The 22,340-nt window shown below is 51.8% G+C and carries 24 protein-coding genes; 15 read left to right on the top strand and 9 right to left on the bottom strand.

Annotated elements, in window-relative coordinates:
* Positions 1–369 precede the first annotated feature (369 nt).
* Complete coding sequence (locus tag IPJ88_12400) at positions 370–2,046, bottom strand: AarF/ABC1/UbiB kinase family protein (GenBank protein QQR89012.1); 1,677 nt, start codon at positions 2,044–2,046, stop codon at positions 370–372.
* Complete coding sequence (locus IPJ88_12395; GenBank protein ID QQR89011.1) at positions 2,046–2,708, bottom strand: sigma-70 family RNA polymerase sigma factor; 663 nt, start codon at positions 2,706–2,708, stop codon at positions 2,046–2,048. The genes IPJ88_12400 and IPJ88_12395 overlap by 1 nt, the downstream gene beginning before the upstream one ends.
* Before the next feature lie 84 nt (positions 2,709–2,792).
* Here IPJ88_12395 and IPJ88_12390 point away from each other — a divergent pair, with 84 nt between their 5' ends.
* The 3 genes from IPJ88_12390 to IPJ88_12380 are packed head-to-tail and all read left to right on the top strand — an operon-like array spanning position 2,793 to position 4,422.
* Entirely contained in the window at positions 2,793–3,389 is a 597-nt protein-coding gene (locus IPJ88_12390; GenBank protein ID QQR89010.1) for a hypothetical protein, read from the top strand.
* Complete coding sequence (locus tag IPJ88_12385) at positions 3,389–3,607, top strand: hypothetical protein (GenBank protein QQR89009.1); 219 nt, start codon at positions 3,389–3,391, stop codon at positions 3,605–3,607. The genes IPJ88_12390 and IPJ88_12385 overlap by 1 nt, the downstream gene beginning before the upstream one ends.
* 11 nt (positions 3,608–3,618) lie before the next feature.
* Positions 3,619–4,422: a penicillin-insensitive murein endopeptidase gene (locus IPJ88_12380; protein QQR89008.1), complete on the top strand. Its 804-nt coding sequence runs from the start codon at positions 3,619–3,621 to the stop codon at positions 4,420–4,422.
* Between the two features lie 38 nt (positions 4,423–4,460).
* On the opposite strand, the gene IPJ88_12375 is transcribed toward IPJ88_12380, so the two are convergent.
* Together IPJ88_12375 and IPJ88_12370 are read right to left on the bottom strand one after the other, a co-directional pair.
* Positions 4,461–4,739: a hypothetical protein gene (locus tag IPJ88_12375; protein QQR89007.1), complete on the bottom strand. Its 279-nt coding sequence runs from the start codon at positions 4,737–4,739 to the stop codon at positions 4,461–4,463.
* Positions 4,740–4,779: 40 nt separating this feature from the next.
* Entirely contained in the window at positions 4,780–5,373 is a 594-nt protein-coding gene (locus tag IPJ88_12370; GenBank protein QQR89006.1) for a GNAT family N-acetyltransferase, read from the bottom strand.
* Positions 5,374–5,437: 64 nt separating this feature from the next.
* Here IPJ88_12370 and IPJ88_12365 point away from each other — a divergent pair, with 64 nt between their 5' ends.
* Both IPJ88_12365 and IPJ88_12360 read left to right on the top strand, forming a co-directional pair.
* Positions 5,438–6,013, top strand: a complete 576-nt coding sequence (locus IPJ88_12365) for an amino acid permease (protein ID QQR89005.1) — start codon at positions 5,438–5,440, stop codon at positions 6,011–6,013.
* Positions 5,946–6,764 carry an APC family permease gene (locus IPJ88_12360; protein ID QQR89004.1) on the top strand — a complete coding sequence of 273 codons (819 nt, stop codon included), beginning with the start codon at positions 5,946–5,948 and terminating at the stop codon, positions 6,762–6,764. Before IPJ88_12365 ends, IPJ88_12360 begins: the two co-directional genes overlap by 68 nt.
* On the opposite strand, the gene IPJ88_12355 is transcribed toward IPJ88_12360, so the two are convergent.
* The 4 genes from IPJ88_12355 to IPJ88_12340 form a co-directional block, all read right to left on the bottom strand.
* Positions 6,747–7,556, bottom strand: a complete 810-nt coding sequence (locus IPJ88_12355; GenBank protein ID QQR89003.1) for a DUF1338 domain-containing protein — start codon at positions 7,554–7,556, stop codon at positions 6,747–6,749. The two genes, IPJ88_12360 and IPJ88_12355, sit on opposite strands and share 18 nt — an antisense overlap.
* A 99-nt stretch (positions 7,557–7,655) precedes the next feature.
* Positions 7,656–8,984: an HlyC/CorC family transporter gene (locus IPJ88_12350; protein QQR89002.1), complete on the bottom strand. Its 1,329-nt coding sequence runs from the start codon at positions 8,982–8,984 to the stop codon at positions 7,656–7,658.
* Positions 8,985–9,311: 327 nt separating this feature from the next.
* Positions 9,312–10,031, bottom strand: a complete 720-nt coding sequence (locus tag IPJ88_12345; protein ID QQR89001.1) for a hypothetical protein — start codon at positions 10,029–10,031, stop codon at positions 9,312–9,314.
* Complete coding sequence (locus tag IPJ88_12340; protein ID QQR89000.1) at positions 10,015–12,270, bottom strand: PDZ domain-containing protein; 2,256 nt, start codon at positions 12,268–12,270, stop codon at positions 10,015–10,017. Before IPJ88_12340 ends, IPJ88_12345 begins: the two co-directional genes overlap by 17 nt.
* A 187-nt stretch (positions 12,271–12,457) precedes the next feature.
* Here IPJ88_12340 and IPJ88_12335 point away from each other — a divergent pair, with 187 nt between their 5' ends.
* From IPJ88_12335 to IPJ88_12305, 7 genes are all read left to right on the top strand, one after another.
* Positions 12,458–13,897 (top strand): HD domain-containing protein, encoded by a 1,440-nt coding sequence (locus IPJ88_12335; protein QQR88999.1) that lies wholly within the window; start codon positions 12,458–12,460, stop codon positions 13,895–13,897.
* Positions 13,884–14,609, top strand: a complete 726-nt coding sequence (locus IPJ88_12330) for a protein tyrosine phosphatase (protein QQR88998.1) — start codon at positions 13,884–13,886, stop codon at positions 14,607–14,609. Before IPJ88_12335 ends, IPJ88_12330 begins: the two co-directional genes overlap by 14 nt.
* A 12-nt stretch (positions 14,610–14,621) precedes the next feature.
* A complete protein-coding gene (gene ribB, locus IPJ88_12325) occupies positions 14,622–15,767 on the top strand; it encodes a 3,4-dihydroxy-2-butanone-4-phosphate synthase (protein QQR88997.1) in 1,146 nt (381 codons plus the stop codon).
* A 22-nt stretch (positions 15,768–15,789) separates the two neighbouring features.
* Positions 15,790–16,263 carry a 6,7-dimethyl-8-ribityllumazine synthase gene (locus IPJ88_12320; GenBank protein QQR92034.1) on the top strand — a complete coding sequence of 158 codons (474 nt, stop codon included), beginning with the start codon at positions 15,790–15,792 and terminating at the stop codon, positions 16,261–16,263.
* Between the two features lie 136 nt (positions 16,264–16,399).
* Positions 16,400–16,816, top strand: coding sequence for a transcription antitermination factor NusB (nusB, locus tag IPJ88_12315; GenBank protein QQR88996.1), 417 nt, complete (start codon positions 16,400–16,402; stop codon positions 16,814–16,816).
* Entirely contained in the window at positions 16,813–17,364 is a 552-nt protein-coding gene (locus IPJ88_12310; GenBank protein QQR88995.1) for a hypothetical protein, read from the top strand. Before nusB ends, IPJ88_12310 begins: the two co-directional genes overlap by 4 nt.
* On the top strand, positions 17,351–17,887 hold the full coding sequence (locus tag IPJ88_12305; protein QQR88994.1) for a DUF2062 domain-containing protein: 537 nt from the start codon (positions 17,351–17,353) through the stop codon (positions 17,885–17,887). The genes IPJ88_12310 and IPJ88_12305 overlap by 14 nt, the downstream gene beginning before the upstream one ends.
* Positions 17,888–17,892: 5 nt before the next feature.
* Here IPJ88_12305 and IPJ88_12300 read toward each other — a convergent pair whose 3' ends face one another.
* Positions 17,893–18,030 carry a hypothetical protein gene (locus IPJ88_12300; GenBank protein ID QQR92090.1) on the bottom strand — a complete coding sequence of 46 codons (138 nt, stop codon included), beginning with the start codon at positions 18,028–18,030 and terminating at the stop codon, positions 17,893–17,895.
* Here IPJ88_12300 and ileS point away from each other — a divergent pair.
* Genes ileS through folD form a run of 3 tightly spaced genes read left to right on the top strand, consistent with a single transcriptional unit; the run spans position 17,984 to position 22,326 of the window.
* Positions 17,984–20,812 (top strand): isoleucine--tRNA ligase, encoded by a 2,829-nt coding sequence (gene ileS / locus IPJ88_12295; GenBank protein ID QQR88993.1) that lies wholly within the window; start codon positions 17,984–17,986, stop codon positions 20,810–20,812. The two genes, IPJ88_12300 and ileS, sit on opposite strands and share 47 nt — an antisense overlap.
* Positions 20,809–21,420 carry a signal peptidase II gene (lspA, locus tag IPJ88_12290; GenBank protein ID QQR88992.1) on the top strand — a complete coding sequence of 204 codons (612 nt, stop codon included), beginning with the start codon at positions 20,809–20,811 and terminating at the stop codon, positions 21,418–21,420. Before ileS ends, lspA begins: the two co-directional genes overlap by 4 nt.
* Before the next feature lie 45 nt (positions 21,421–21,465).
* On the top strand, positions 21,466–22,326 hold the full coding sequence (gene folD, locus IPJ88_12285) for a bifunctional methylenetetrahydrofolate dehydrogenase/methenyltetrahydrofolate cyclohydrolase FolD (protein ID QQR88991.1): 861 nt from the start codon (positions 21,466–21,468) through the stop codon (positions 22,324–22,326).
* Positions 22,327–22,340: the final 14 nt, after the last annotated feature.

Here is a 22,340-nt window from a genome sequence, read left to right as displayed (position 1 = left end):
GCAGAAAACGTGCCAAACAAAGGCGATCGCCGAAAGCGCAGTAAGTAACTGAAATTACTGGAATAAATTGCATGAAAAACCGGTCAATTGGCCAAAAAAACCGCGGCTGCGAAGCATTCACTGCGAAAACTTCGTATCAGTGCGCAATGTTTTTCGCACATAGACCCACATGCTCAAGACCCAAAGTACCGTAAGTGGACAGTTAGGGTCAGCGGACGAACGTACATTGGTACTTTCCCACGAGGAGCGACGCGGTAAGCCGGAGATACGGAAAGCCCGGGAAAAGTCCGCTCTGCGCAGGACTACCTGTCCACTTACAAAGCACCTAACATCAACGGCCAGATGCAGCTTAGCCACCGGCAACGTCGTCTAGCGACGGGATAGGCGACGGGTACGCATGAACGAGAAAAACATCGTGACAAAAAAGGCTGCAGCGAAACCGCTCGCCCAGCGGCTAAGGGTGAACCAGGCTTGAAGGTGAAAAAAAATGGCAGCCGTTCCAAAGAACATCGAAAAGAGCGCATAAATCAATTGATGGGCTGCCGTGTAGATGAGTTGCCCTGCCTCAGGAAAATTTCGAACGCGAATCTCAAGTTCGCCGCGACTTGCTTTCGATAAATAGCGCCTCAGATCATCCGGAACGCTTAGAGCGCTCAGAGCAGTCTCTTTGGTCGCGTTTAATATAAGTGTGGTGAAATCCCGATGCTCACCTAAAACGAACTCTTCAAGATAGGGACGTATCACGACCATTGGATTCATGTCGGGATCAAGGTCCGTGCACACGCCTGCTAAAAGCAAAATCGTCCGTTCCAGCAATACCCAGTCTTTGGGCACCTGGAAGGCTCCCGTCAGCTCTCGAAGGCCTATTTCCTGGCGTTTTAGGTCGACCAAGTTTTCGAGGCTGCGCTGCGGATCCACTTTGATATCTTTTAGATTGAAGCTATCGAGCTTGACCTCGTCCTGAAATTTGCGATGAAAATACTCGATAATGCGCTCTGAAGCGCGCTCTGCTTCATTGCCGTGCGCGATGAAGCCCATCGTACGCAAGGCTCGGAAAATACCAGGGGTATCACGCTTGATGACAGCCTCAAGAAAATCAGGAATACCGCGCTTCATGGACGGCGAGAGCTCGGCCACCGCTCCAAAATCAATCAAAACAATCTCGCCATGGGGCGTAATCATCAGATTTCCGGGATGTGGATCCGCGTGATACAGGCCATCCACAAAAATCATTTTGCAATAGGCCCGTACCAAGCGCTCAGCAAGAACTTTGCGGTTGAGTTTCCAGATTTCGAGCTTTTCGTGATCCGTGAGTTTGCTTCCATCCACGAAGGTGGTGGTCATGACTTTTTTTGTGCAAAACTCGGCTAGCGGCGCCGGAACGCCCACGTCGGGCAGGTCCGCCAGGTTTGCCGCTATTTGCCTCATAAAGAGCACTTCAAGCTCAAAATCAAGCTCGGCAAACACCATCTCCTTGATTTGTCGGTACATCAGCTCCATGCCCTGCACCGGAACAAACCAGCGCACGACTCTCAAAATACGCCAAATGGTTTTCAAGTCGGCCTGGACGATTCGGTCGATATCGTGGTGTTGAACTTTGACAACTACTTCGGTGCCGTCTTTGAGCCTGGCGCGGTGGACCTGTCCAAGGGATGCGCTTGCAAGGGGCTGCTCGCAAAAATAAGCAAAGAGTGTATCGGGGCTACCGTGCAACTCCTCTTCAATGCGTTTGCGAATCTCCTCAATCGGCCTGGCGGGGACTTGGTCTTGCAATCGCTGCAGAGGCTTTCGAAACTCTTCAGGGAGAAAGTTGGTCATGATCGAAATCAATTGACCGACTTTGATAAACAAGCCTTTGAGCTGCAAAATTGTCTGTTCTATACGCTCCGCGTTGCGCCGATGGATGGCGCCAACATTGCTTTGATAGTAGTCCGGCCCGGCAAAGTAAGTACGAAACCGAAGCCGCACGTAGCTTAAAATAACCTGAAAGGTGACCCAGTACGCCTTAACAAAACGCAGACTAGTCGGGTAACTCGAACGAGGCATCACGCAAGGTCCCTGAGCGCCTGGCGCAGCAAATCAAGGGCTTTGTTGTGCAAACGCGATGCCCAGGACTTGGAAATACCGAGTTCACGAGCCACCTCGTCAAAATTGCGGTTTTGAAAATAAAACCCCTCAATTAGCGCCTTTTCGCGCTCCGGTAGGTGTTCCAGGGCTCCGCGAACTTGAGCAGCCTGCTCTTCGGATTGAAGACGAAAATCCGGCGCGCTTTTTTCTTCTTGTTCGTGCTGCCCGAGTGCGCCAGCCACATAAGCAGCGGTCATGCGACCTAAAACACCGTGCAAGGCCTCGGCAGTTTTTTGTGCGTCTTTGCGGGCCTCGGGATTCTGCGCTCGATCATCGGCCGCTTCTTCGGCGATCAAATCAGCGGATTCGGCTGCTTTGAGACGCGCATGCGCCCGCCGCGGGAGAAATGCCATTTTACGGACGCCGTCTATAATCGCTCCGCGCACACGATAGTAGGCAAAGGTATTGAATTGGATGCCGCGCTCTGCATCGAAACGGTTTTTCGCTTCAAGCAGGCCGTGAAAACCATAGGCAATTAAATCATCAAGTTCGCAACTCAGATCAAGTTGGGCCTTAATTTTATGAGCAATGCCTTTGACAAGAGCTTCATGCTCTTGGATAAACTGATCGTCTGCGTCCATGGCCTTCCGTTCTTACTTGCTTAGCATACCGATCTAACCAGCCGTCAAGAACTGTGATACCATGATAAGTCAAAGGTGTACCTTGTGAATCGGAGCGTCCATCATCCTTTTGCGCTTCTTTTGGACAAAGCGCAGCAACAACCGGAGGTCGCAGAGGGCCTAGCCGCCGCTTATAGCGAGCTAAATCCTACCGACCGCATCAATCTGATTCGGGCCATCGTCAATGATGCCTTGGCCGGAGAAATAGTATGCTGGCCGCTTCTAGCACGGTTTTTAGCCTTGGAGACGGATCCTGCGGTCGCTCAGACTCTACTTATTGCACTGAAAGACCAGCCTTCCTGCGAGCAGCTTTTTGACGATGACCGGGTGTGGCTCTGTGGTGATAAAAAGTCAGGAGCTGCTGTCGTCGCCTTTCGCTTGGCCGAACCTTTCGTTGAATGGTTTGCATTAAGCTGGCGAAATAAACAGGTCAACTGGACCTACCAAAAGGCTCTGGGTGTTGCCAATGAGTTTGAACATATCATAACTCAGCTTTGCGCCGCTGCGATCGAACAAAAACCTTCCGCGGTAGGACTGCAATGGGGCCTCGATCAAGTATGCGATGTCCTTTGGGCCCACAAACGTGAAACGGGCACCATGCCTGAAGGACTTGAAGGTCTCGCGGAGCGATTAATTTGCTGATGCGTTACGTACCCACCTTGTTTGCAAGTGTTTACACGATCCTAGCATGCAGTTGCTCTCAGCATGATGGAGCGAGCCACACGAACAAGGCTTTGGCTCAAGAAAAAGAACCAACAACGCCCAAAACCGTTGTCAGCGAAGACACCCCTCCTTCGATAGAGAAGCTTGTCAAAATCGATTCGGTCTCACTGGCAGCCCATCGAACGGCTCCATCGTAAACGCAGCACGCATGCCCGCTTCAGGCATTGGCTTCATTCACAATTCGAAACGGCCCAATCCTGAAGCGCGCTTTGGAACTTACGAGCTTTTATCTTATCTCTCCGAGGCTGCTCAACGCATGCAGCACGCCAAAGCAGGCCAGCCCTTATACATCAACGACATCGGGCTAGAGCACGGCGGTCCCATCGTGCATCATGGCTCTCACCAAGCGGGCCGCGATGTGGATGTGCTTTTTTTCTTGCTCGACAAAGACGGCAATCCCCGTGAACCCAAAGGCATTCCACTCGATCCCAAAGGCGAAGGCTGGGATTTCCAAGATCTATTGGACCCGAAGGATGACGTCTTCGTGAAGTTTGATACCGAGCGAACCTGGGCCTTTATCCAAGCTTTCATCGAAAGCGCTGGCAGCTATGTGCAACGCTTGTTCATCGTGGAGCATTTGCGAAGCTTGCTGCTTGAAGAAGCAAAACGTGTCGCTGCACCGAAACACATCGTCGACATTGCCGAAGCGGCCATGTGTCAGCCCTCCGTGGCACATGACGACCATCTGCACATCCGAGTGTTTTGTGATGCCAACGACATCAAGCAAGGCTGTCGGGATGGTTTTCCGATTTACCCATGGCATTTGGCTCATCTTCGCTCTTTTAAAACAAAACCTGTTATCGCAACCAGGCATCGCAAAAAAAGCAAAACCATTAGTGCAAAAGAAGCGCACGCAAAAGCGGGACCCATGCACGCAAAAGTTGAAGCGTTTTTGGAGCAACAGCTTAGCTGGTCGAGCAATCCTCACCCCGGCAGACGCTGGTGTCGCTAAGGTCAAGGTTCATTCGACTAAAATTTTAGAGCCAAGGGCTAAGCGCGAGGCCTGCAATTATCTGGATTGCATCCATCAGGAACACAACGGGTCGGACCACAGGTGTTGGGATTGCACGGGTTGGGCGTGCAGCTATCGGGACCACAAACGTTGGGAGGGCATCCGGCTGGGCCACAGGTGGTTGGAGTGCAGGACTGCGTCTGCGCAGCAGCTTGATCGGAAAACACGAGCGAAGCTAAAATCACCGGCGCACAATAGGCACTGCTCCTTAGCAAAGCACGTCTCGCTAATTTTTCATCGCTAAGTTTCTCACCCATACTGGTTGGATAACACTAGCAGCTAGTGGGAGGAAAATCACTATTCTTTGGATTCAAGCGATAAGGCAAATAGGATATCGTCATAATAGACGCCATCGATAGCAATCGAAGCTGGCTCAAGGCCGTAGCGCACAAAACCAAAGCGTTCGTAGAGGCGAATCGCGCTCGTGTTGTTCTGCATCACGGCAAGCAGCAAGGTGCGTTTATTGTTCTCGATGGCCCATTGCTTACACTGCTCAAGTAACTTTTCACCGACACCTTTGCCCCTCTGCTTAGGGTCGATATACATGCCCCACACATAAGCTTTGTGCCTAATGCGCATGCGCGCAAGTGAATACACGCCACACATCCCCACCAACACGGATTCATCCCACGCTAGAAAAGAAGTAGCCTCAGCACCACTTAGTTTTTCAATCCATTGCTTACGGGATAGAATTTCCTCTTCCTTGAGACTGGAAGCAAAAGCACCCGACTGATGGCGAAGCGCGTGGAGCCTCAGCTCGCGAAACGCTTCATAGTCATCAGGCAAAAAGGAACGGACGAGAATCGACATAGCAATCAACCCTGTCAGTATCAAAAAACAGCAAAAGAGGGTACAGGCTAGCGAATCGATGAGCCCAATCCCCTTAATCATAAGCGCTCTTTGCCATGAACACGCTTGATTTTCATACGATCAACGAGACATAGTCTCAGGGTTCATGTCTTGCGCCGACTCATCTGCAAACCATACGACATCGGATGGACTTAAACGTTCGTTGGGCTTTTGGGACGTAGTCGCGCTTGGCGTCAACGGCATGATCGGTGCGGGTATATTTCTTTTACCAGGGGTGATCGCAGTTGATCTCGGCCCAAGCGCCGTGTTTGCCGTATTGATCGCCGGACTTATTGCCTTACTGAATGCCTGGTGCTTTGCCGACATTGCCAAGCACTACGCCGATACCGGCGGCCCCTATTTGTATGCACGTGATTACTTAGGAGCCTTCGTTGGCTTTGAAATAGGGTGGCTCAACTGGTGCTCACGCATGCTGTCCTGGGCTGCAATCGCGCACGGATTTGCGATGACACTAAACGACAACCATCCTTCGACATTTGCGTACGCAGCAACACTGCTCGCATTAGTTACGGGTCTTAGCATCCTTAATTACCGAGGCGTCGTCTTCGGTGCGCGTATCGAATGTGTTCAGCCTTGCAAAGCTTCTACCCATCGTGGTTTTCGCCACAGCAGCTCTTTTTACTTTTTCTCCTCAGCGATTCTCGGGCATGGGGCACTTTGAAACGTCGCACTTAGGGAAGGCCGTTTTAGTGGTGTTTTGGGCCTTTTTGGGTTTCGAATCGGTAGTCGTCCCCGCAGGCGAAATGAAACAACCCAAAAAGCGTATGGCACCTGCGCTCGGCACAATTATCATCGGAACCACAGTAATCTATCTGTGGGTAACCACCATGGTATTTGGCAACCTCGATCACGTAGCGGGCCGGCAAAACCCTGTGCTTGATGCCAGCCGAGTTGTTTTTGGAGAAGCTGGAGCTCAGCTTATTTCGATCGGCATTCTTATATCCATATTTGGCATGGCCTCCGCGCATGCATTGGTGATCCCTCGCTGTCTTTATGCAATGGCTCAACACGATGAAATGCCCCGCATCGTTGGATATGTCCATCCTATCTACCGCACGCCGGCCATCGCAATCGTTTTGAGCGGGCTCATCACTTTGCTCTTTGCTTTCACCGGAAGTTTTGAAGGACTCGCTGTGCTAAGCGTTCTTGCTCGTCTGACCCAATATCTAACCACCGCTATCTCCGTCATCCTCATGCGAAAACAACGACTACAAAACGATGACTCGAAAGCTAAGGCAATCGCGCAATTTGTCCTGCCAAGCCTCGCTTTGCTTTGCTCGCTTTGCTTGGTCGCTCAAGCAGAATGGTCAGAATGGGGCAAGGTAGCCTTGGCCGCTGGGCTGGGAATACCGTTTTTCCTAACGATGCGCAGGCATAAACGGGCGAAAGCTACATTATCTGACATTCGTTGACTCAAAAATCTTATCCGCACTTTCGGGGATAAAGCCATCGTACAGCTTTCCGCTTTTCGGATCGGTGTACCGTTTACAGAACTCATAGTAGCAACTACGGATACGGCGCTTCTCTCCATTTTCAAATGACCACAAAATCTCATCGGCACGCGTTGAAGACTGCTCCAAAAGCTCCTCAGGACTTCCATGAACTGGCGACTCCGGATGATTGAGTGCAAATCCATGTTCAACAAGAAAATTATTCAACTCGGTCAAATCTTTGAATCCTTGCAAATCATCAGCGTTAACAGTGAAATGATTGGCGCGAATTCCAAAGGCCGCTACCCAAGCAGCATATTCGGATTCTTTCAGAAGCGTTTGATATACGTCGTACTCTACAGTCGGCCAAAGCGCCTGTTGGGTCAGTAAGGACTGAGCATCAAGAGGCAAGGGTAGTCTTTCAATCAAAGTTCTCACGCAAGCATTCAGCTTAGTTGAGCACTTGTTCATTATAAGCTCTGAGATAAATACACGAGGAAGCTCATTAGAAGGATGGCTGTAGCTCTTGGCAAAAAGTTTCTTTGTCTCAAACTGATATTCACCGGTACCAACATAGCCCAGCTCGGTAAAAAACGATTCAAGATGCTCGATATCAATCCCCGGCATCCCAAAAGTACGAATAGCTACGTGATCATTGCGAAAACGCTCTCCGCACTCATGCAAGAGCTGTTTTATCGCGTTTGCCTGTGGCGTGATTCGCGAATAGTCATCCCAAAGACGAGAAAAAAACGATTGAGCTGCGTTCGGTTCCATAGTTTTATGCTAAACTTAACAGAGCTGAACACAGAAGCAATCGCGAACTCAAGAAAACCGGAACACATCAATTACTACGAATCAAAAGGGGCGTTGTGTTTAGCGTTCAAGCTCTTCTTTGCTGTCTCGACTGGACGCAAACTCCTCATCGCTAAGACGGCGAATGGCGACACGCTCAATGCGTCTTCGCCTCACATCTTCCACGGTCAGCTTGTATTTTCCCGAATAGATTGCATCCCCTGGATAAGCCAAGCGCTCAAGGTGCGCGACAATATAACCGCCTAGAGTATCGCCCTCTTCCGAAATATCCATATTAAGCTCTTCGAGTTCCAAATCCTGAATGGGGATCGAACCGCTCACGACCCAGGTGTCTTGACCCCGTTCTCTGATTTTAGGAGCTTCAGCATCGGTCTCGTCTTGAATATCGCCTACGATTTCTTCAACGATATCCTCTGCGGTAACAAGACCGCTCGTTCCACCGTACTCATCAACCACAATCGCAATAGGGATTTTCTGACGTTGAAAGTCTCCAAGCGCATCGCCCACTGTGCGGGTTTCTGGGATAAACAGAATGTCGCGGCGAAGTTCGCGGATATCCTGTCGCGCTCTTTGCTCAGCGATCAACAAATCTTTGACGTATATGTAACCACGAACGTTGTCCGGATCGCCATCGTCGATTAATGGGTAGCGGCTGTAACCGTGACGACGCACCTCGCGAATGCATTCCGAAAACGACACGTTAAGATTGAGCGTTACCATATCAACACGAGGAACCATCACTGTTCGGACTGGACGATCGATGCCAGTAAGAACACGATCAAGCAAATCGCGCTTCGTAGATTCCGCGCCATCGTCGCCAAAGGAAGACTTTATGATCAGTTTAATTTCAGAGGCAGAGAGCACCGAGCTTACCGAACCCGCAGTGGCAAGGCCGAGCAGCTTTAGCAAGCCGTTGGTAATCGAATTGAAAATAATCTGTAAAGGATAGGTAAGATAATAAAAGAACTGCATGGGAGCGGCAGTCATCCGACTGATAGTTTCGGGCCGCTGAATCGCAAGCGATTTAGGAACAAGCTCTCCAAGGACAATGTGAAGAAAAGTTATAACCGCGAAGGATAGACTGAAAGCAATGCCATGAACGAGCCCTTCCGGCAGCTCGAAGCTTCGAAGCGCAGGTTGAATGAAATCTGCAACCGCCGGCTCACCCAACCAGCCCAAACCAAGAGACGCAAAAGTAATGCCGAGCTGAGTTGCCGTAAGGTAAGCATCAAGCCGCAGCATCATCTGCCAAGCGCGCTCGGCTTGTTTATCGCCTTCTTTAGCTAAAGCTTCTAAGGCAGTAGGGCGCGCTTTGGCCAGCGCAAACTCGGCTGCGACAAAAAAAGCGTTTGCGACAACGCAGACCAGTGCCAAAGCTAACGCAATCATGACCGCAACACCTCGGCAAACGTATGCAGGGAACGCTTCCTACTATCATGCAATCGCTGAGTCTCGAACATGTTGTTTATTTGCAAGTCAGTTTCTTATTCAGCTTCAAGCAAATCATCGTCTAGCAAATCATCTATGTTCTTGGGTGTCGCCAACAACTGGCCATCTTTACCATCGCGCCGTACTACCAAAGTCTTTCTTGCTATCATGTCGTTGCTCTTTCGCGCAAAGACTGTGATGTAGTTTATGCCAGGATTAAGAGGCAAATCCGTTTTAAAAATCAGCTTTTTTCGGATTCGAAGCTCTGCGGTTTGATTGATAAAACACCTATTTTGAACCCACAAAAATATAGACATCGCGCACCCGGCTGTTGTCCGCAGCACTGCCTTCGACATGAAGCTTGGACTGACGCGTGACCAAATCGTTTCCAACATCCAAAGCGATCACAGGAAGTTGGTGGTAGAGATACTCATGCAACACGCCTGTTGCGCCAGGTTGCGCGCTCGGAGACACTTTATTGGCAGCAACCCAACCGGGTCGTCCTTCACCAAGATCGATTCGAAGAAAGCCATTGAGAGCAGCTTCAGCAGAAAACTGCTTGCCGTCTTTTTCAATGTTTCCAAGCTTTCTAGAACGCGCATTGGGCTTTTCGTGAATAATCGCCCCCTTGATGACTGTCACTGTTCTTATATCGGCCTGCGGCATTTGAGCGTCTTTGTTTACGACAACATCAAACTTTTCATTGAATGACACGCGAAGGTCAGTGTCGATTAATGAAACTTCAAATTTAGCTTTGGGCTGTTCAAAATCTTCAAGCACCTTAAAGGTAAAAGGGATGATGCGTTCTTCGCCAGGCTCGATACTGTCCACCCGAAAACGACCACCTCTAAGAAGGACGCCGCGGCCGCTTTGATTCTGCAGATTGGCCTGTGTTGTATAGGTCTTGCCCTGCCCAACGTTTTTGACATGCAAATACAAGGTCGCAGTCTCACCGCGCTGAACCTCTCCGTCGCCATTGCCCTGCACATCGTCAGCAAGCTGAAGCAAGTAAGCAAATGCGGTCGGGGCAACGCGCTAATGGTCGTGCGATTTGCTCTCGCCCTGGAGCGTGACCGTGAGCCTCTTGGAAGTCTATCTTGATAGCATCAGCACGATCCAATGCCGAATAAGGCACGACACAGACTTGCGAACCTTGGTCTCTACCGATGCGCTTTAGCAAGGCATCCCAAGGATCTTGGTTTGCCTTTGGTTTTGCCGTTTGAAGCTCAAGCGGTCGCGATTCACAAACGCCCAAGGTCGTGGACCACTGTTTGCTTTTGCCGGGAGCAATCTTGCCAAAGACAAGTTCGCGATCATCAAAAAGCGGATAGTCGCTCTTGGTGATGCCGCGCAGCTGATACACAGGCACTTTACCGTTGTTCGTCACTTTGATCTTAAGTTCAAAGGGCTGCCCTGCGGTCGCATGGTTATCCTTGGAATTGGTGCTCACTTCAACAGCAAGGTCACTTGGGCCCTTGTCAGGTCCCACAGACCAATCGATACCAATCGCACGTAAATCCTTTTCTGCGCGTTTGAGTTCGTTCTGTCGACTCTGCGCAATGATAGCGCTTGAGCCACTCAGCAAACGTCGACGATCCGAATTGCTTGCGTGTTTCAAAATCTGATGTGAAAAATCGATCAAAAACTCCGCTTCGCGTTCGTTTTCGTCATTGTTTTCCTCTTCGTTTTCGCGAAGTTTTTTACGCGCCTCTTTAGGAAGATAATATTCCATCACAACAGCAGGCTTTGTTGCATTGCGCGTGCTTTGGCTGGTCAAGTGACGCGATAGGTCTTCCTCACGGATGCGTTTGTGATTAACGCTTAGATCCATGTCTTCTTTATCGACCGTAATCGGATCAATCGCGATATCAGGCACGATGCCAACGCCTTGAATGGATACATCACCCGGGGTAAGGTACTGCGCGATCGTAAGCTTAAGCGCTGAGCCGTCGTTGTAGTCGTACAACACCTGCACCGAGCCCTTACCAAAGGTGCGTTGACCTACGATAAGCGCGCGATTGTGGTTCTTGAGCGCGCCGGCCACGATTTCGCTTGCGGATGCGCTGCCACCGTTGACCAACACGACCATTGGATAGTTCGGTTCCGTTCCTTCACGCGTAGCAAACTTTTCATCGCGCTGAGACTCATCATTCGAACGGGTGCTAACGATGCTGCCTCTCTCAAGGAAAAGGTCTGTGACGCGAACCGCTTGCTCAAGCAAGCCTCCGGGGTTGTCACGAAGGTCCAAAACCAGAGACTTCAGTCCCTTTTTGTGTAGCTTCTCAAGCGCTGCACTCAAATCGGCCGTACTGTTGCCCTGAAAGCTCTTGAGCCGAACGTATCCGACGCCATCGCCAAGCATCTTACTTTCGACCGACTCAATATGAATCACGGCGCGCTCAAGTCTAACTTTTTTAGGCTTGATCCAACCTTTGTTGGCCTGCCGTACAATCCACACATCAACGCTGGACCCTGGAGCACCGCGCAGCCGATTGACAGCTTCTTGCAAAGGCATGTTAAGGGTCGACTCATCGTTGATCTTGACGATGCGATCATAAGGCTTCAGTCCGCCCTTGGTGGCGGGTGTATCAGGCATGGGCTTAATCACGGTAAGCAGTCCATCACGGATGGATATAACGATGCCAAGTCCGCCGAACTCACCGCGCGTACTCATGCGCATTTCAGTATAAAACTCCGGCGTTAACAATATCGAGTGCGGATCAAGGGTGTGAAGCGCTCCATTGACGGCGGCGTATTCAACGTCACGCAGTTGGATGTCTTCATCATCAATGTACTTTTGCAAAAAATTAAAAATGTCACGAAAACGTTTTGCAAGGGACCACGGACTGTTGACGCCTTCAACGGAAAAGGTCCGCTCTTCGTTATCGACCAGCACCGTAAAGGTCTTGCTCGATTTTTCGTGGCGGATAAGCACCGGCGGGACGCTGCGTTGAATGGCGTTTAGACCCGCCAGCAGCATGTCCTTGTGGCTCACACGTTCTGGAGCCACATAGTGCTTGTTCACGTGATGAATCACACGGTTTAGCACTTGCAGTCGCGATAAATCGTAGGGCAGTCGTTTTTGAGCCGCCTGAGCGCGCGGTGAGGTATCAATAGCAATACCCAGGCCATTGCGTTTTGGCCAGACAAAGGTAACGCCGCAAGCCAAACCAATCACCGCAATGACAAGAAGGCTTCGCAAGAAGAAGAAAAGGGGTCGTTTAGGTCGTATTTTGTTGTGATCCACAGTCTATCCAAACTCGATATTAACGAGCGTTTAGCATTTTATGACAGGAGCAAAACTAGCCCATGTGCGAAAAAAAGCTATTTTGGCGACGTTATCATGAATTGCCAAGCCACGGTCGTGTTTTTAGCTGAATTGCTTTAGAGCAGACACCACGGCTATCGCCGCTTAGGGACAGCCTGAACGAACAATGCCTGATAGACTAACCACCATGATTGAAGTGCCCAAGGACCTACGGGATCTGCTCATCCAGCTCGAAAAAAGGGGCTTTAAAGCCTGGGTTGTCGGCGGCTCATTGCGCGATCGGCTCCTCGGCCGAGAGGTAAGCGACTGGGATCTGGCCACCAACGCTCGTCCAGAGCAGGTCATCAAGGCGTTTGCCCGAGTGATCCCAACAGGCCTTGCCCACGGCACCGTCACTGTACGTTTCCGCGGGCAAAGCTACGAGCTCACCACCTTAAGAACTGAACGGGGTTACAGCGATGGTAGGCGCCCGGACGAAGTTCACTTCGTCGACACCATCGAAGAAGACCTGGCCAGGCGCGACTTCACCATCAACGCCATGGCTTTTGATCCAGGGGAGCAGCAATTGGTCGATCCTTACGGTGGCCTGGATGATCTGAAACGAAAAACCATTCGCACAGTGGGTCAAGCCGAAGCTCGTTTTGGCGAAGATGGTCTAAGGGTCTTAAGAGCAGCGCGCTTTGTAGCGACTCTTGAGTTTGATTTGGATCCCGCCACTGAAGCAGCCATCCCTGGCGCGCTCGAAATCTTTTCAAAGGTATCAAAAGAACGCATTCGCGATGAAATCATCAAAACCATGAAAGCAAAGCAGCCCTCGCTTGCCTTTGAGGTGATGAGGCGCACGGGAATGCTTGATTATGTTTGCCCAAAATTGTCGGATCAGTTTGGGTGTGAGCAAAACAAATGGCATGCGTTTGATGTTTGGCATCACACCATGGCTTGTCTTGATGCATGTCCGGTCGAGCGCGCGCTAACGCGACCCGAGCATTACGCCGAGCACGCGCTAGTGGGGCGCGATCACTCCAAGGATATTGGGTTGCGCATGGCGGCCCTGTTGCACGACATCGGAAAACCCGCCACGCGTGAACACTCTTTAAAAACCAATGACTTCACCTTCTACAACCACGAAAAGATTGGCGCTCGGATGGCCGAAAAATGGCTTAAAGAGCACCGCTTTTCCAATGCACAGACCAGCTTTATCGTTCGGCTCATTGAGCATCACCTCGTGTGCTACAGCGCCGATTGGACCGATGCAGCCGTGCGCCGATTTATCAAGCGCGTCGGGACAGACTTGCTCGATGACTTAGTCGCGCTTGCCCGCGCCGATGCTTTGGCAAAGGGTCGAGCCGTGGATGAAGAGCTTGCCTTGCTTGACGAATTGCAAGCACGAATTGCATCCATTCAAGAACAAAACCACGCCATCTCAGCCAAAGACCTTCGCGTCAACGGAAGCGACCTTATGAAAGAGCTCAATCTGGCGCCCAGTAAACAACTCGGTCTGCTGATCGAAGCTTTGCTCGAAGAGGTGCTCGAGGACCCAGCCCGCAATGATTATGATCATCTAATCAAGCGTGCTAAAGAGCTGCTTGAACATGGATTTCATTGACCTGCATTGCCACTATTTACCCGCAGTCGATGATGGCGTGCGCTCGCTTGAAGAAAGCATCAAGCTACTCAAGGCACTTAAGAGCATCGGCTATAAAAAAGTCGTCTGCACGCCTCACATACGCACCGGCATGTTTGATAACAACCCCACCACCTTGCGCGCTGCCTTTGAGCGTTTTGTCGCCGAAACGGAGCTGGTTGACGGTTTGCCCGAGCTTGGTTTAGCGGCCGAGCATTACTACGACGATGTGTTTTGGGAGATGTTTCTCGAAGATAAGCTTTTACGCTATCCCGGCGATAAAGCAGCACTTGTTGAATTCAATCCGGCCCGCCCGCCGTTAAACGTCGAAAACCAGTTCTTCAAAATGAAAGTGCACGGGCTTAGTCCGGTGCTTGCGCATCCTGAACGCTATGAGCAAAGCCAACACGATCTTGGCTGGCTTGAGCGCTATACTGAACTCGGAGTGCTGCTGCAGCTTGATTTGATGTCCTTGGTTGGCAAATACGGCCGACACGCCAAACACGCTGCAAAAAAGCTCCTTGATGGAGGGCTATACACGATTGCTTGCAGCGACTGCCACCGACCTGAACACGTGCCGTTCGTCAAAGAGGCCATCGAGCATTTGATCAGCCAAGTTGGCGAAAAACCAGCTTTTAAATTGCTCAGCGAAGGGCCCAAAAGAGTGCTGGACGATGCTGGCGAAGCGGGTTAGAGGGTCTTTCGCATGGACAAAGCCATTCACGCGGACCAGCTCGAGGCCATCGAGCGCGTAAAACAAGCCCTCGCCGACATCCGCGACGGTAAGATGGTGATTCTTGTCGACGATGAGGACCGCGAAAACGAAGGCGATTTATGCATGGCTGCCGATCAAATCAACCCTGAATCCGTCAACTTCATGGCGCTACATGGACGCGGCCTTATCTGCCTAGCCCTTGAAGAAAGCCAAGTGAGACGATTGCAACTTCCCATGATGGTACTGAACAACCGTTCGCCCATGGGAACGGCCTTTACCGTATCCATCGAAGCGGCACGCGGCGTCAGCACCGGGATCAGCGCAGCAGACCGCGCCCTCACCATTAAAACCGCGGTCAATCCGCAAGCGAAGGCAGACGACCTTATAAGTCCCGGACATATTTTTCCTCTCTGTGCAAGGCCTGGAGGCGTACTGCAACGAACCGGACAAACGGAAGGCTCGGTTGACTTAGCCAAACTTGCAGGACGGGCACCTTCTGCCGTGATTTGCGAGATCATGAACGAAGATGGGACGATGGCTCGGCATCAAGATTTGCTTCGTTTTTCAGAGACTCACGGATTGCGCATGCTCTCAGTAGCGGATCTTGTACGCTATCGACTGGCCCATGAATCCTTGGTCGAAAAAATCGAAACGGCCGACATCAAAACCAAGAGCGGTCAGCAATGGCAAGCTCACGTCTTTCAAAGCCCCTCGGAGAGCAGGCAATTTTTGGCGCTGACCTTGGGCAAGCTAAGCGCAGAGCCAACGCTTGTTCGCGTGCACACGGGCAGTGCACTGACCGATATTTTTGGCGCGCTGTGCCAAGGCAGGCTGCCTGCCCAAGATGCCGTGGGGCGCATCGAGCAAGAGGGTTGCGGTGTCTTTTTGTTTCTGCCAACCCGCATGAAACTGGCCGAAGACCTCCGACTCTACCAAAGCGAACGCACACAAGAATCATTGCCCACGCAAAGCGCAGCGGTGCTTCATGAATACGGCCTTGGCGCACAAATCCTGGCCAAACTTGGTCTGCAACAGATTCGACTGCTCAGCAATCGTCCACGAAAGATGGCAGGACTGGAAGCTTTTGGGCTAAAAGTCGTTGAGCAAGTGTCCATTAACGCCCCCTCCAAGGTCTAAGCCCGTGCCGACTGGAAAACACATCACGTGGAAATCAACCGAACTCGCGCTGCAGAGCGATCAACGTTTTGCTGTTATCGCCTCGCGATTCAATGAATCAGTGGTTGCGCACTTAATCGCAGGCTCACTTCAAGCCTTCGCGGAGCAAGGCATCAAGCAAGAAGCGCTTCGCATCATTCGTGTCCCCGGCGCATGGGAAATCCCCTTAGCGGCGCAACAGTTGGCAAAAACGAACACGACAGCTGGCATTGTCACTTTAGGCGCAATCATTCGCGGCGGCACCCCTCATTTTGAGTTCGTGCTCGACGGTCTTTGTGCTGGCCTTATGCAGGTGATGCTCGAAACGCAGGTTCCAATCAGTTCCGGAGTACTCACCACCAACACCACCGAAGAAGCCATGGCCCGCGCCGGCGGAGAACACGGCAATAAAGGCTACGATGCAGCCATGAGCCTGCTAGAAATGAGCTCCGTGCTTCGTGGAGTCACCGAGCCATGAACAAAGGCCTTGGCGAAGTGTTTTTTTCAACCAAAAACAACAATTTACAGACCAAAAACAAGACAGGCTCTAACTTTCCAGGTTTTGTTTATTTACTTAATATCCAGCCAATTCACCCCATGGATACCTAACCCCCATGCCTCGAAGCAAACGCAGACTAAGCCGCGCCACAGCGCTACAAATTCTTTGTTTTGTCGATTTGGCGAAACTGGATATCGAAACGGGAATAAATCGCTATTGGGCGTGTTTTGAAAGCTATGGTTCGGATCCGGAGTTTGCAAACGAAATGAGCCGAGGTGTCAGCGCCTCCATAGAGAAGCTCGACGCGTTTTTACAAGGCGCAAGTGAGCATTGGCGTCTGGAACGCATGCCTTTGGTGGATCGCAACTTGCTAAGGTTAGCGGTCTACGAGCTTTGGGAAAAAAAGGATGTTCCGGTGCGCGTTGTACTAAACGAGGCAGTCGAACTTGCAAAACTTTTTGGTGCCGAGAACAGCCCGTCGTTCGTTAATGGAGTGTTGGACAAAATCGCACGCGAGCTTGAACGATCATGACGCAAACAAGCCTTTTTTTCGAAGCCACGGACCTCGAACACATCGACACCTTGGAAGTCGATGCCTTGTGCCTTACCCTTTTTGAAGACGAGCGCCCGCTACGCAGCGTCAATGCCGTCATCGATTGGCGCCTTTGCACACAAATCTCTCAACTGATCAAAGAGGGCCATTTTAGCGGAAAAGCGGGCGAGCAATGTTTGCTTCCAACGCAAAAACGCTTTCGCTTCCCGAGCATTTTCGTGCTTGGACTTGGCCTCCGAGCCGATTTCAATCCCAATCTTGCAGATAGCAGTGTAAAGCAATTGTTTGCCATGATGAAACAAGCGCAGCTTCGCAATTTTGCGATGTTGATTCCCGGAAGAAGCATCGAAGTTCTGGATGAAACCCAAGCGATTGAAAGCGTGCTCAGCAACCTATCAAACGATTGGGACTTCGATCGCCTTATCATCATCGATCTGCCACAATCAGTAGCCACACTAAAAAAACATTACGACAAACGCCGTCGCGAAAAACGTCGTCTTAAGGAATTGCAACATGGGATGGCGTGATAGCGTCAAGGCGCTTTTAAAAAAACATGTCCTGGGCGTCAATGACACCCCCCATCGCATTGCATTCGGCGTGTTTCTCGGCTGCTTGGTGGGCTGCACACCCACCATGGGCCTTCAGATTGCCATCTACCTGACCATGGCCACCGCCCTTCGAGCCAACAAGCTTTCGGGTATTCCCATCGTCCTTGTCACCAACCCTCTGACGGCCGTGCCTCTTTATTACTTGTCCTGGAAGCTCGGCAGCTTCACCATGCACGGCAGATGGCCCCAGAAAAAAGTCGCATCGGAGGTAGCCCGTCATAGCCCAAGCTTGAGCCACTGGCTCGATCAGCTCTTTGACTCTGGTTTTTGGATCAACCTATGGGACAAAGCCATGGACGTTGGCGCTGAAATCTGGGTAGGCTCTTTGCTGATCGGCGTAGTCACTGGCGCCATTGCCTATGTCTTTTCCTACAAAATGGTCCTGGCTTACCGTGCCCGCCGACATCACCACCATCCGCACGAAACCGAGCACGATACCTAAGCTTCCTAGAGCGTTGTTTGCTTGCGGCCAGCGTGATAGGCAAGCAGCGCAACGATTTTGCCATCATCGAGCGCGCTAGCGCGACCCGAGCCCTCCATGGAATACAAAAAAACCATCAAACTCCCAAAAACAGCATTCCCCATGCGTGCCAACTTGGCGCAAAAAGAGCCGGAGCTACTTAAAGCATGGCAGAAGCGTTCGCTCTATTCCGAAATACTAAAAGCACGCGGAAGCAAAGCGGCCTTTTGCTTTCATGACGGCCCGCCCTATGCCAACGGCCATCTGCACTACGGCACCGTTTTCAATAAAATCCTAAAAGACATCGTGATCAAGCAACAGCTTATTTCAGGCAACTTCGTTAACTTTGTACCTGGATGGGACTGCCACGGCTTGCCGATTGAACTCAACGTCGAGCGGGCCATGGGCAAGGACAAAGCCCGCGAAGTGCCCAAGGCCAGCTTGCGCAAAGCCTGCCGCAAGGAAGCGGAAAAATGGATTAAAGTGCAGCGCAACGAGTTTGAGCGCCTCGGCGTGTTTGCCCAGTGGGATGAGCCCTATCTCACCATGCAGCCACGTTATGAAAAAGGCATCATGCAAGTGCTCCGCGCTTGCGTAAACGAAGGCGCCATCGAACGCGGAAAAAAGCCAGTGTACTGGTGTGGCTCCTGCCAAACCGCGCTTGCGGAAGCTGAAGTCGAATACGACGATCACGAATCGCCAAGCATCTACGTGCGTTTCCCCTTTGAAGGCAGCGAGCGCAACGTGCTGCTTAAGAAATTTAAACTAAACGACACCCCAGCACACAAACGCATCTCGGCGGTGATCTGGACCACCACGCCTTGGACCTTGCCGGCAAACTTGGCCATCGCGCTTCATCCCGACTTTCAATACCAACTTTATGATCTTGGTGATGAGCTCGTGCTTTTGGCTTCAGAACTGAGCCATGCGGTGCTCAAAGCCAGCAAAAAAGAAGGCCAGGGCATTGCAAACACCCTCAAGGGCCGCGAACTTGAAGGATTGATCCCGCGACACCCCTTTATCGATCGCGGATCACCCTTTCTGCTGGCGGATTACGTCACGCTCGAAGCCGGCACTGGCCTTGTGCACACTGCTCCTGGCCATGGCGCCGACGACTACATCCTTGGCAGCAAACACGGCCTTGAGCCCTATGCACCCGTCAACCAAGAAGCGCGCTTTACTGACGAAGCGCCTGAAGCGTGGCGCGGCATGCAGGTGCACGAAGCCAATCCGCTCATTGTTGATTTTCTAAGCGAGCAGGGCCATTTGCTCAATCCCAACGGACAAACGCTCGCCCACAGCTACCCGCATTGCTGGCGTTGTAAAAAGCCGGTGATTTTCCGCGCCACAACCCAATGGTTCATCTTGATGGACAAGCCACTAAAGAGCAGCAAAAAAAGCCTGCGTGAACTTGCGCTAAGCAGCATCAAAGAAGTGAACTGGGTGCCCAAGTGGGGCTACGACCGCATCCACGGCATGCTCGCAGATCGGCCGGACTGGTGCATTTCCCGGCAACGCAGTTGGGGCGTACCGATCCCCGCCTTTCATTGCAAGGCCTGCGAGCACGCTGAGCTAAGCGATACCGTCATGAAACACATGATTGGCATCGTCGAAAAACACGGCGTCGACATTTGGTATGAAAAAGAAGTCGAAGAGCTTTTGCCTCCGGGACTAAAGTGTCCGTCATGCGGCGCAAGCGATTGGCAAAAAGATCAAAGCATCCTGGACGTCTGGTTTGAATCAGGCTCCTCTTTTCATGCCGTGCTCGCCTCAGGCAACTATGGCGAAGGGCTATCTGTCCCCGCCGACATGTACCTTGAAGGCTCCGATCAGCACCGCGGTTGGTTTCACAGCGCGCTTTTGCTCGGCGCTATCATGAACGGCAAAGCGCCTTACAAAACCGTGCTCACCCATGGCTTTGTCTGTGACGACAAAGGCCGACCTTATTCCAAAAGCGAGATTCGCCGCCGCGCCGAGGCCGGTGAGAAAATCGAGTACATCGAACCTGAAAAAATCATCAAACAACGCGGCGCTGAAATGTTGCGCGCTTGGGCCTCTTCGCAAGACTATCGCTCCGATCCGCGCTACTCCGAAGAGCACCTGGAGCAAGTCTCCGAGAGCTACTTCCGCATCCGTAACACCTTGCGCTTTTTGCTCGGCAACTTGGACGGCTATCTGCCAAGCACCCAAAGTATCGAACTTGATCCGCTCGATGCCTGGGCTAGGGCGCGCATGCGTCAGTACTTGATTGAAATGACCAAAGCCTACGCCGAATATGATTTTCGCAAAGTCTTTCAAAGCACCGTTGAGCTTTGTGCCGGCGATTGGTCCGCGTACTATCTCGACGTAATCAAAGACCGCCTCTACTGCGATGCCGAAGACTCACCCAGGCGCAAATCCACGCTTGCCACCTTGGCCTTCATTACAGAGGGCACCTTAGCCGTGCTGGCGCCGATTCTGTGTTTCACCGCCGATGAAGCTTTTCGTTATTTGCCAGGCAAAGATCAAAACAGCTCGGTCTTTTTGGAAGGCAAGCTCGAAACTATTGAAGCTCAAGCGGGCGATGCTGCCTTGCTTGATGCAGCCAAAGTACTGAACAAGCTGCGGCTAGCTGTTAACGCCGCCATGGAACCACTCATCAAGGACAAAAGCCTTGCGCATCGTCGCGAAGCCGCTGTCAAAGCAAGCGTATCTGAAGCCGAAGCAAAAGCCATCAAGATGGTCAGCGCCGAGCTCGCCGAAACCCTTGCCGTGGCCTCGGTCGAACTATCTGTGGGCGAGCAGATGCAAGCCAGCGTGAGCAAAACAGACGACAAGCGCTGCGAGCGTTGCTGGCGGCACCGACCCGAAGTAGGAAAAGTCCACCCCGAACTTTGCACGCGTTGCAAGGAGGTTATTAAAGCATGAGCGAGCAAGTTCTCACACCACGTAGCATGAAGGTTATGCTGGGCTGCTTAGCAGCCACCATCCTCTGGACGGCCATTGATCTTGGCAGCAAAGAATGGGCCCTTGAAAACTTATCAGCCGAGCGCACGGTTGAAGCACCGCCCGCATGCGAAGAAGACGCACAGGGCAGGGTACTCATGCAACGTTTGCGCAAACCCGCCGTGGTTTGGGTCGAGGACTACTTTGAGTTGCGCTACGCCGAAAACTGCGCCGCTGCTTTTAGTATGCTGCACAATACGCCTTTGCTTTTTAGACGGGTGCTCTTTTCTTCCGCGGCCATCATCGCTGTGATCATGCTGTTTTGGATGCTCTACAAAGGTCATGGCGGACCTTACTTTGCAGCAGCCGTGCCTTTCATCGCATCAGGCGCATTGGGCAACCTTATCGATAGACTGTTGCGTGGCTACGTCGTCGATTTTTTCCGATTTCACTTGCAAAACGGCTGGGAGTGGCCGACTTTCAACGTCGCCGATGCCACCATCACCGTGGGCGTCGTGCTCCTTCTCATCGATGGTTTTCGCAAACCCCATCCTAAAAGCGAAACAGCCAAGCAGACAGAACCGGCATAAAAACAGCAAACACATGCCAAAATTGGCATTAAAAGGGCCAAAAACATGACAGCACAGTTTATTGACGGCAAAGCCATTGGCCAAAAGGTTCGCGACGAAGTCGCCAAACGAGCGAAGATTTTTTTAGAACGGTATGATCGCCAAGCACGCCTCGACGTGATTCTTGTTGGCGAAGATCCTGCATCAAAAATTTATGTCCGCAACAAAGAACGCGCGTCCGCCAAAGCCGGGATTCACGGCAACGTGCACCGTTTGAGCAAAGACAGCAATCAAGACGAACTGCTCGCAATGATTCGCACGCTCAATAGCGATAAAGAAGTCGACGGTATCTTGCTGCAGCTGCCTTTACCCAAAACCCTCCTTGCCACACCTGCCTTATTGGCCATCGATCCGCGCAAAGATGTCGACGGACTTCATCCTTACAATGCCGGCCTGCTTGCCTTGGGCGAGCCAGGTTTAAGACCCTGCACCCCATCAGGCTGCATGCGTCTGCTCGAAGAATACAAAGTCGATCCCAAAGGCAAACGCGCTCTAGTCATCGGCCGCAGCAACTTGGTGGGCAAACCCATCGCCATGATGCTGCTTGAAAAACACGCCACAGTAACCATCGCGCACTCACGCACCAGCAACCTTGATAAGCTCATTCAAGAAGCCGACATCTTGGTTGCCGCCGTAGGACAGCCTGAGTTCGTCAAAGGCTCCTTGGTAAAACAAGGCGCTACCGTCCTTGATGTCGGCATCAACCGCCTCGAAGACGGCAGCCTCGTTGGTGACGTCGAGTTTGAAAGCGCAGCCGAGCGCGCCGCATTCATCACACCAGTTCCCGGCGGCGTAGGCCCCATGACCATCGCCATGCTCCTCGAAAACACCCTGCTAGCCGCCGAACGCCGCATGCAGGCACGCTAAGCCGATCTGTGCCA

The organism is Myxococcales bacterium (assembly GCA_016699535.1).
Lineage (GTDB): Bacteria > Myxococcota_A > Polyangia > Polyangiales.
Note: the sequence above shows the minus strand (reverse complement) of the source record. Positions and strands in the feature narration are given on the sequence as shown.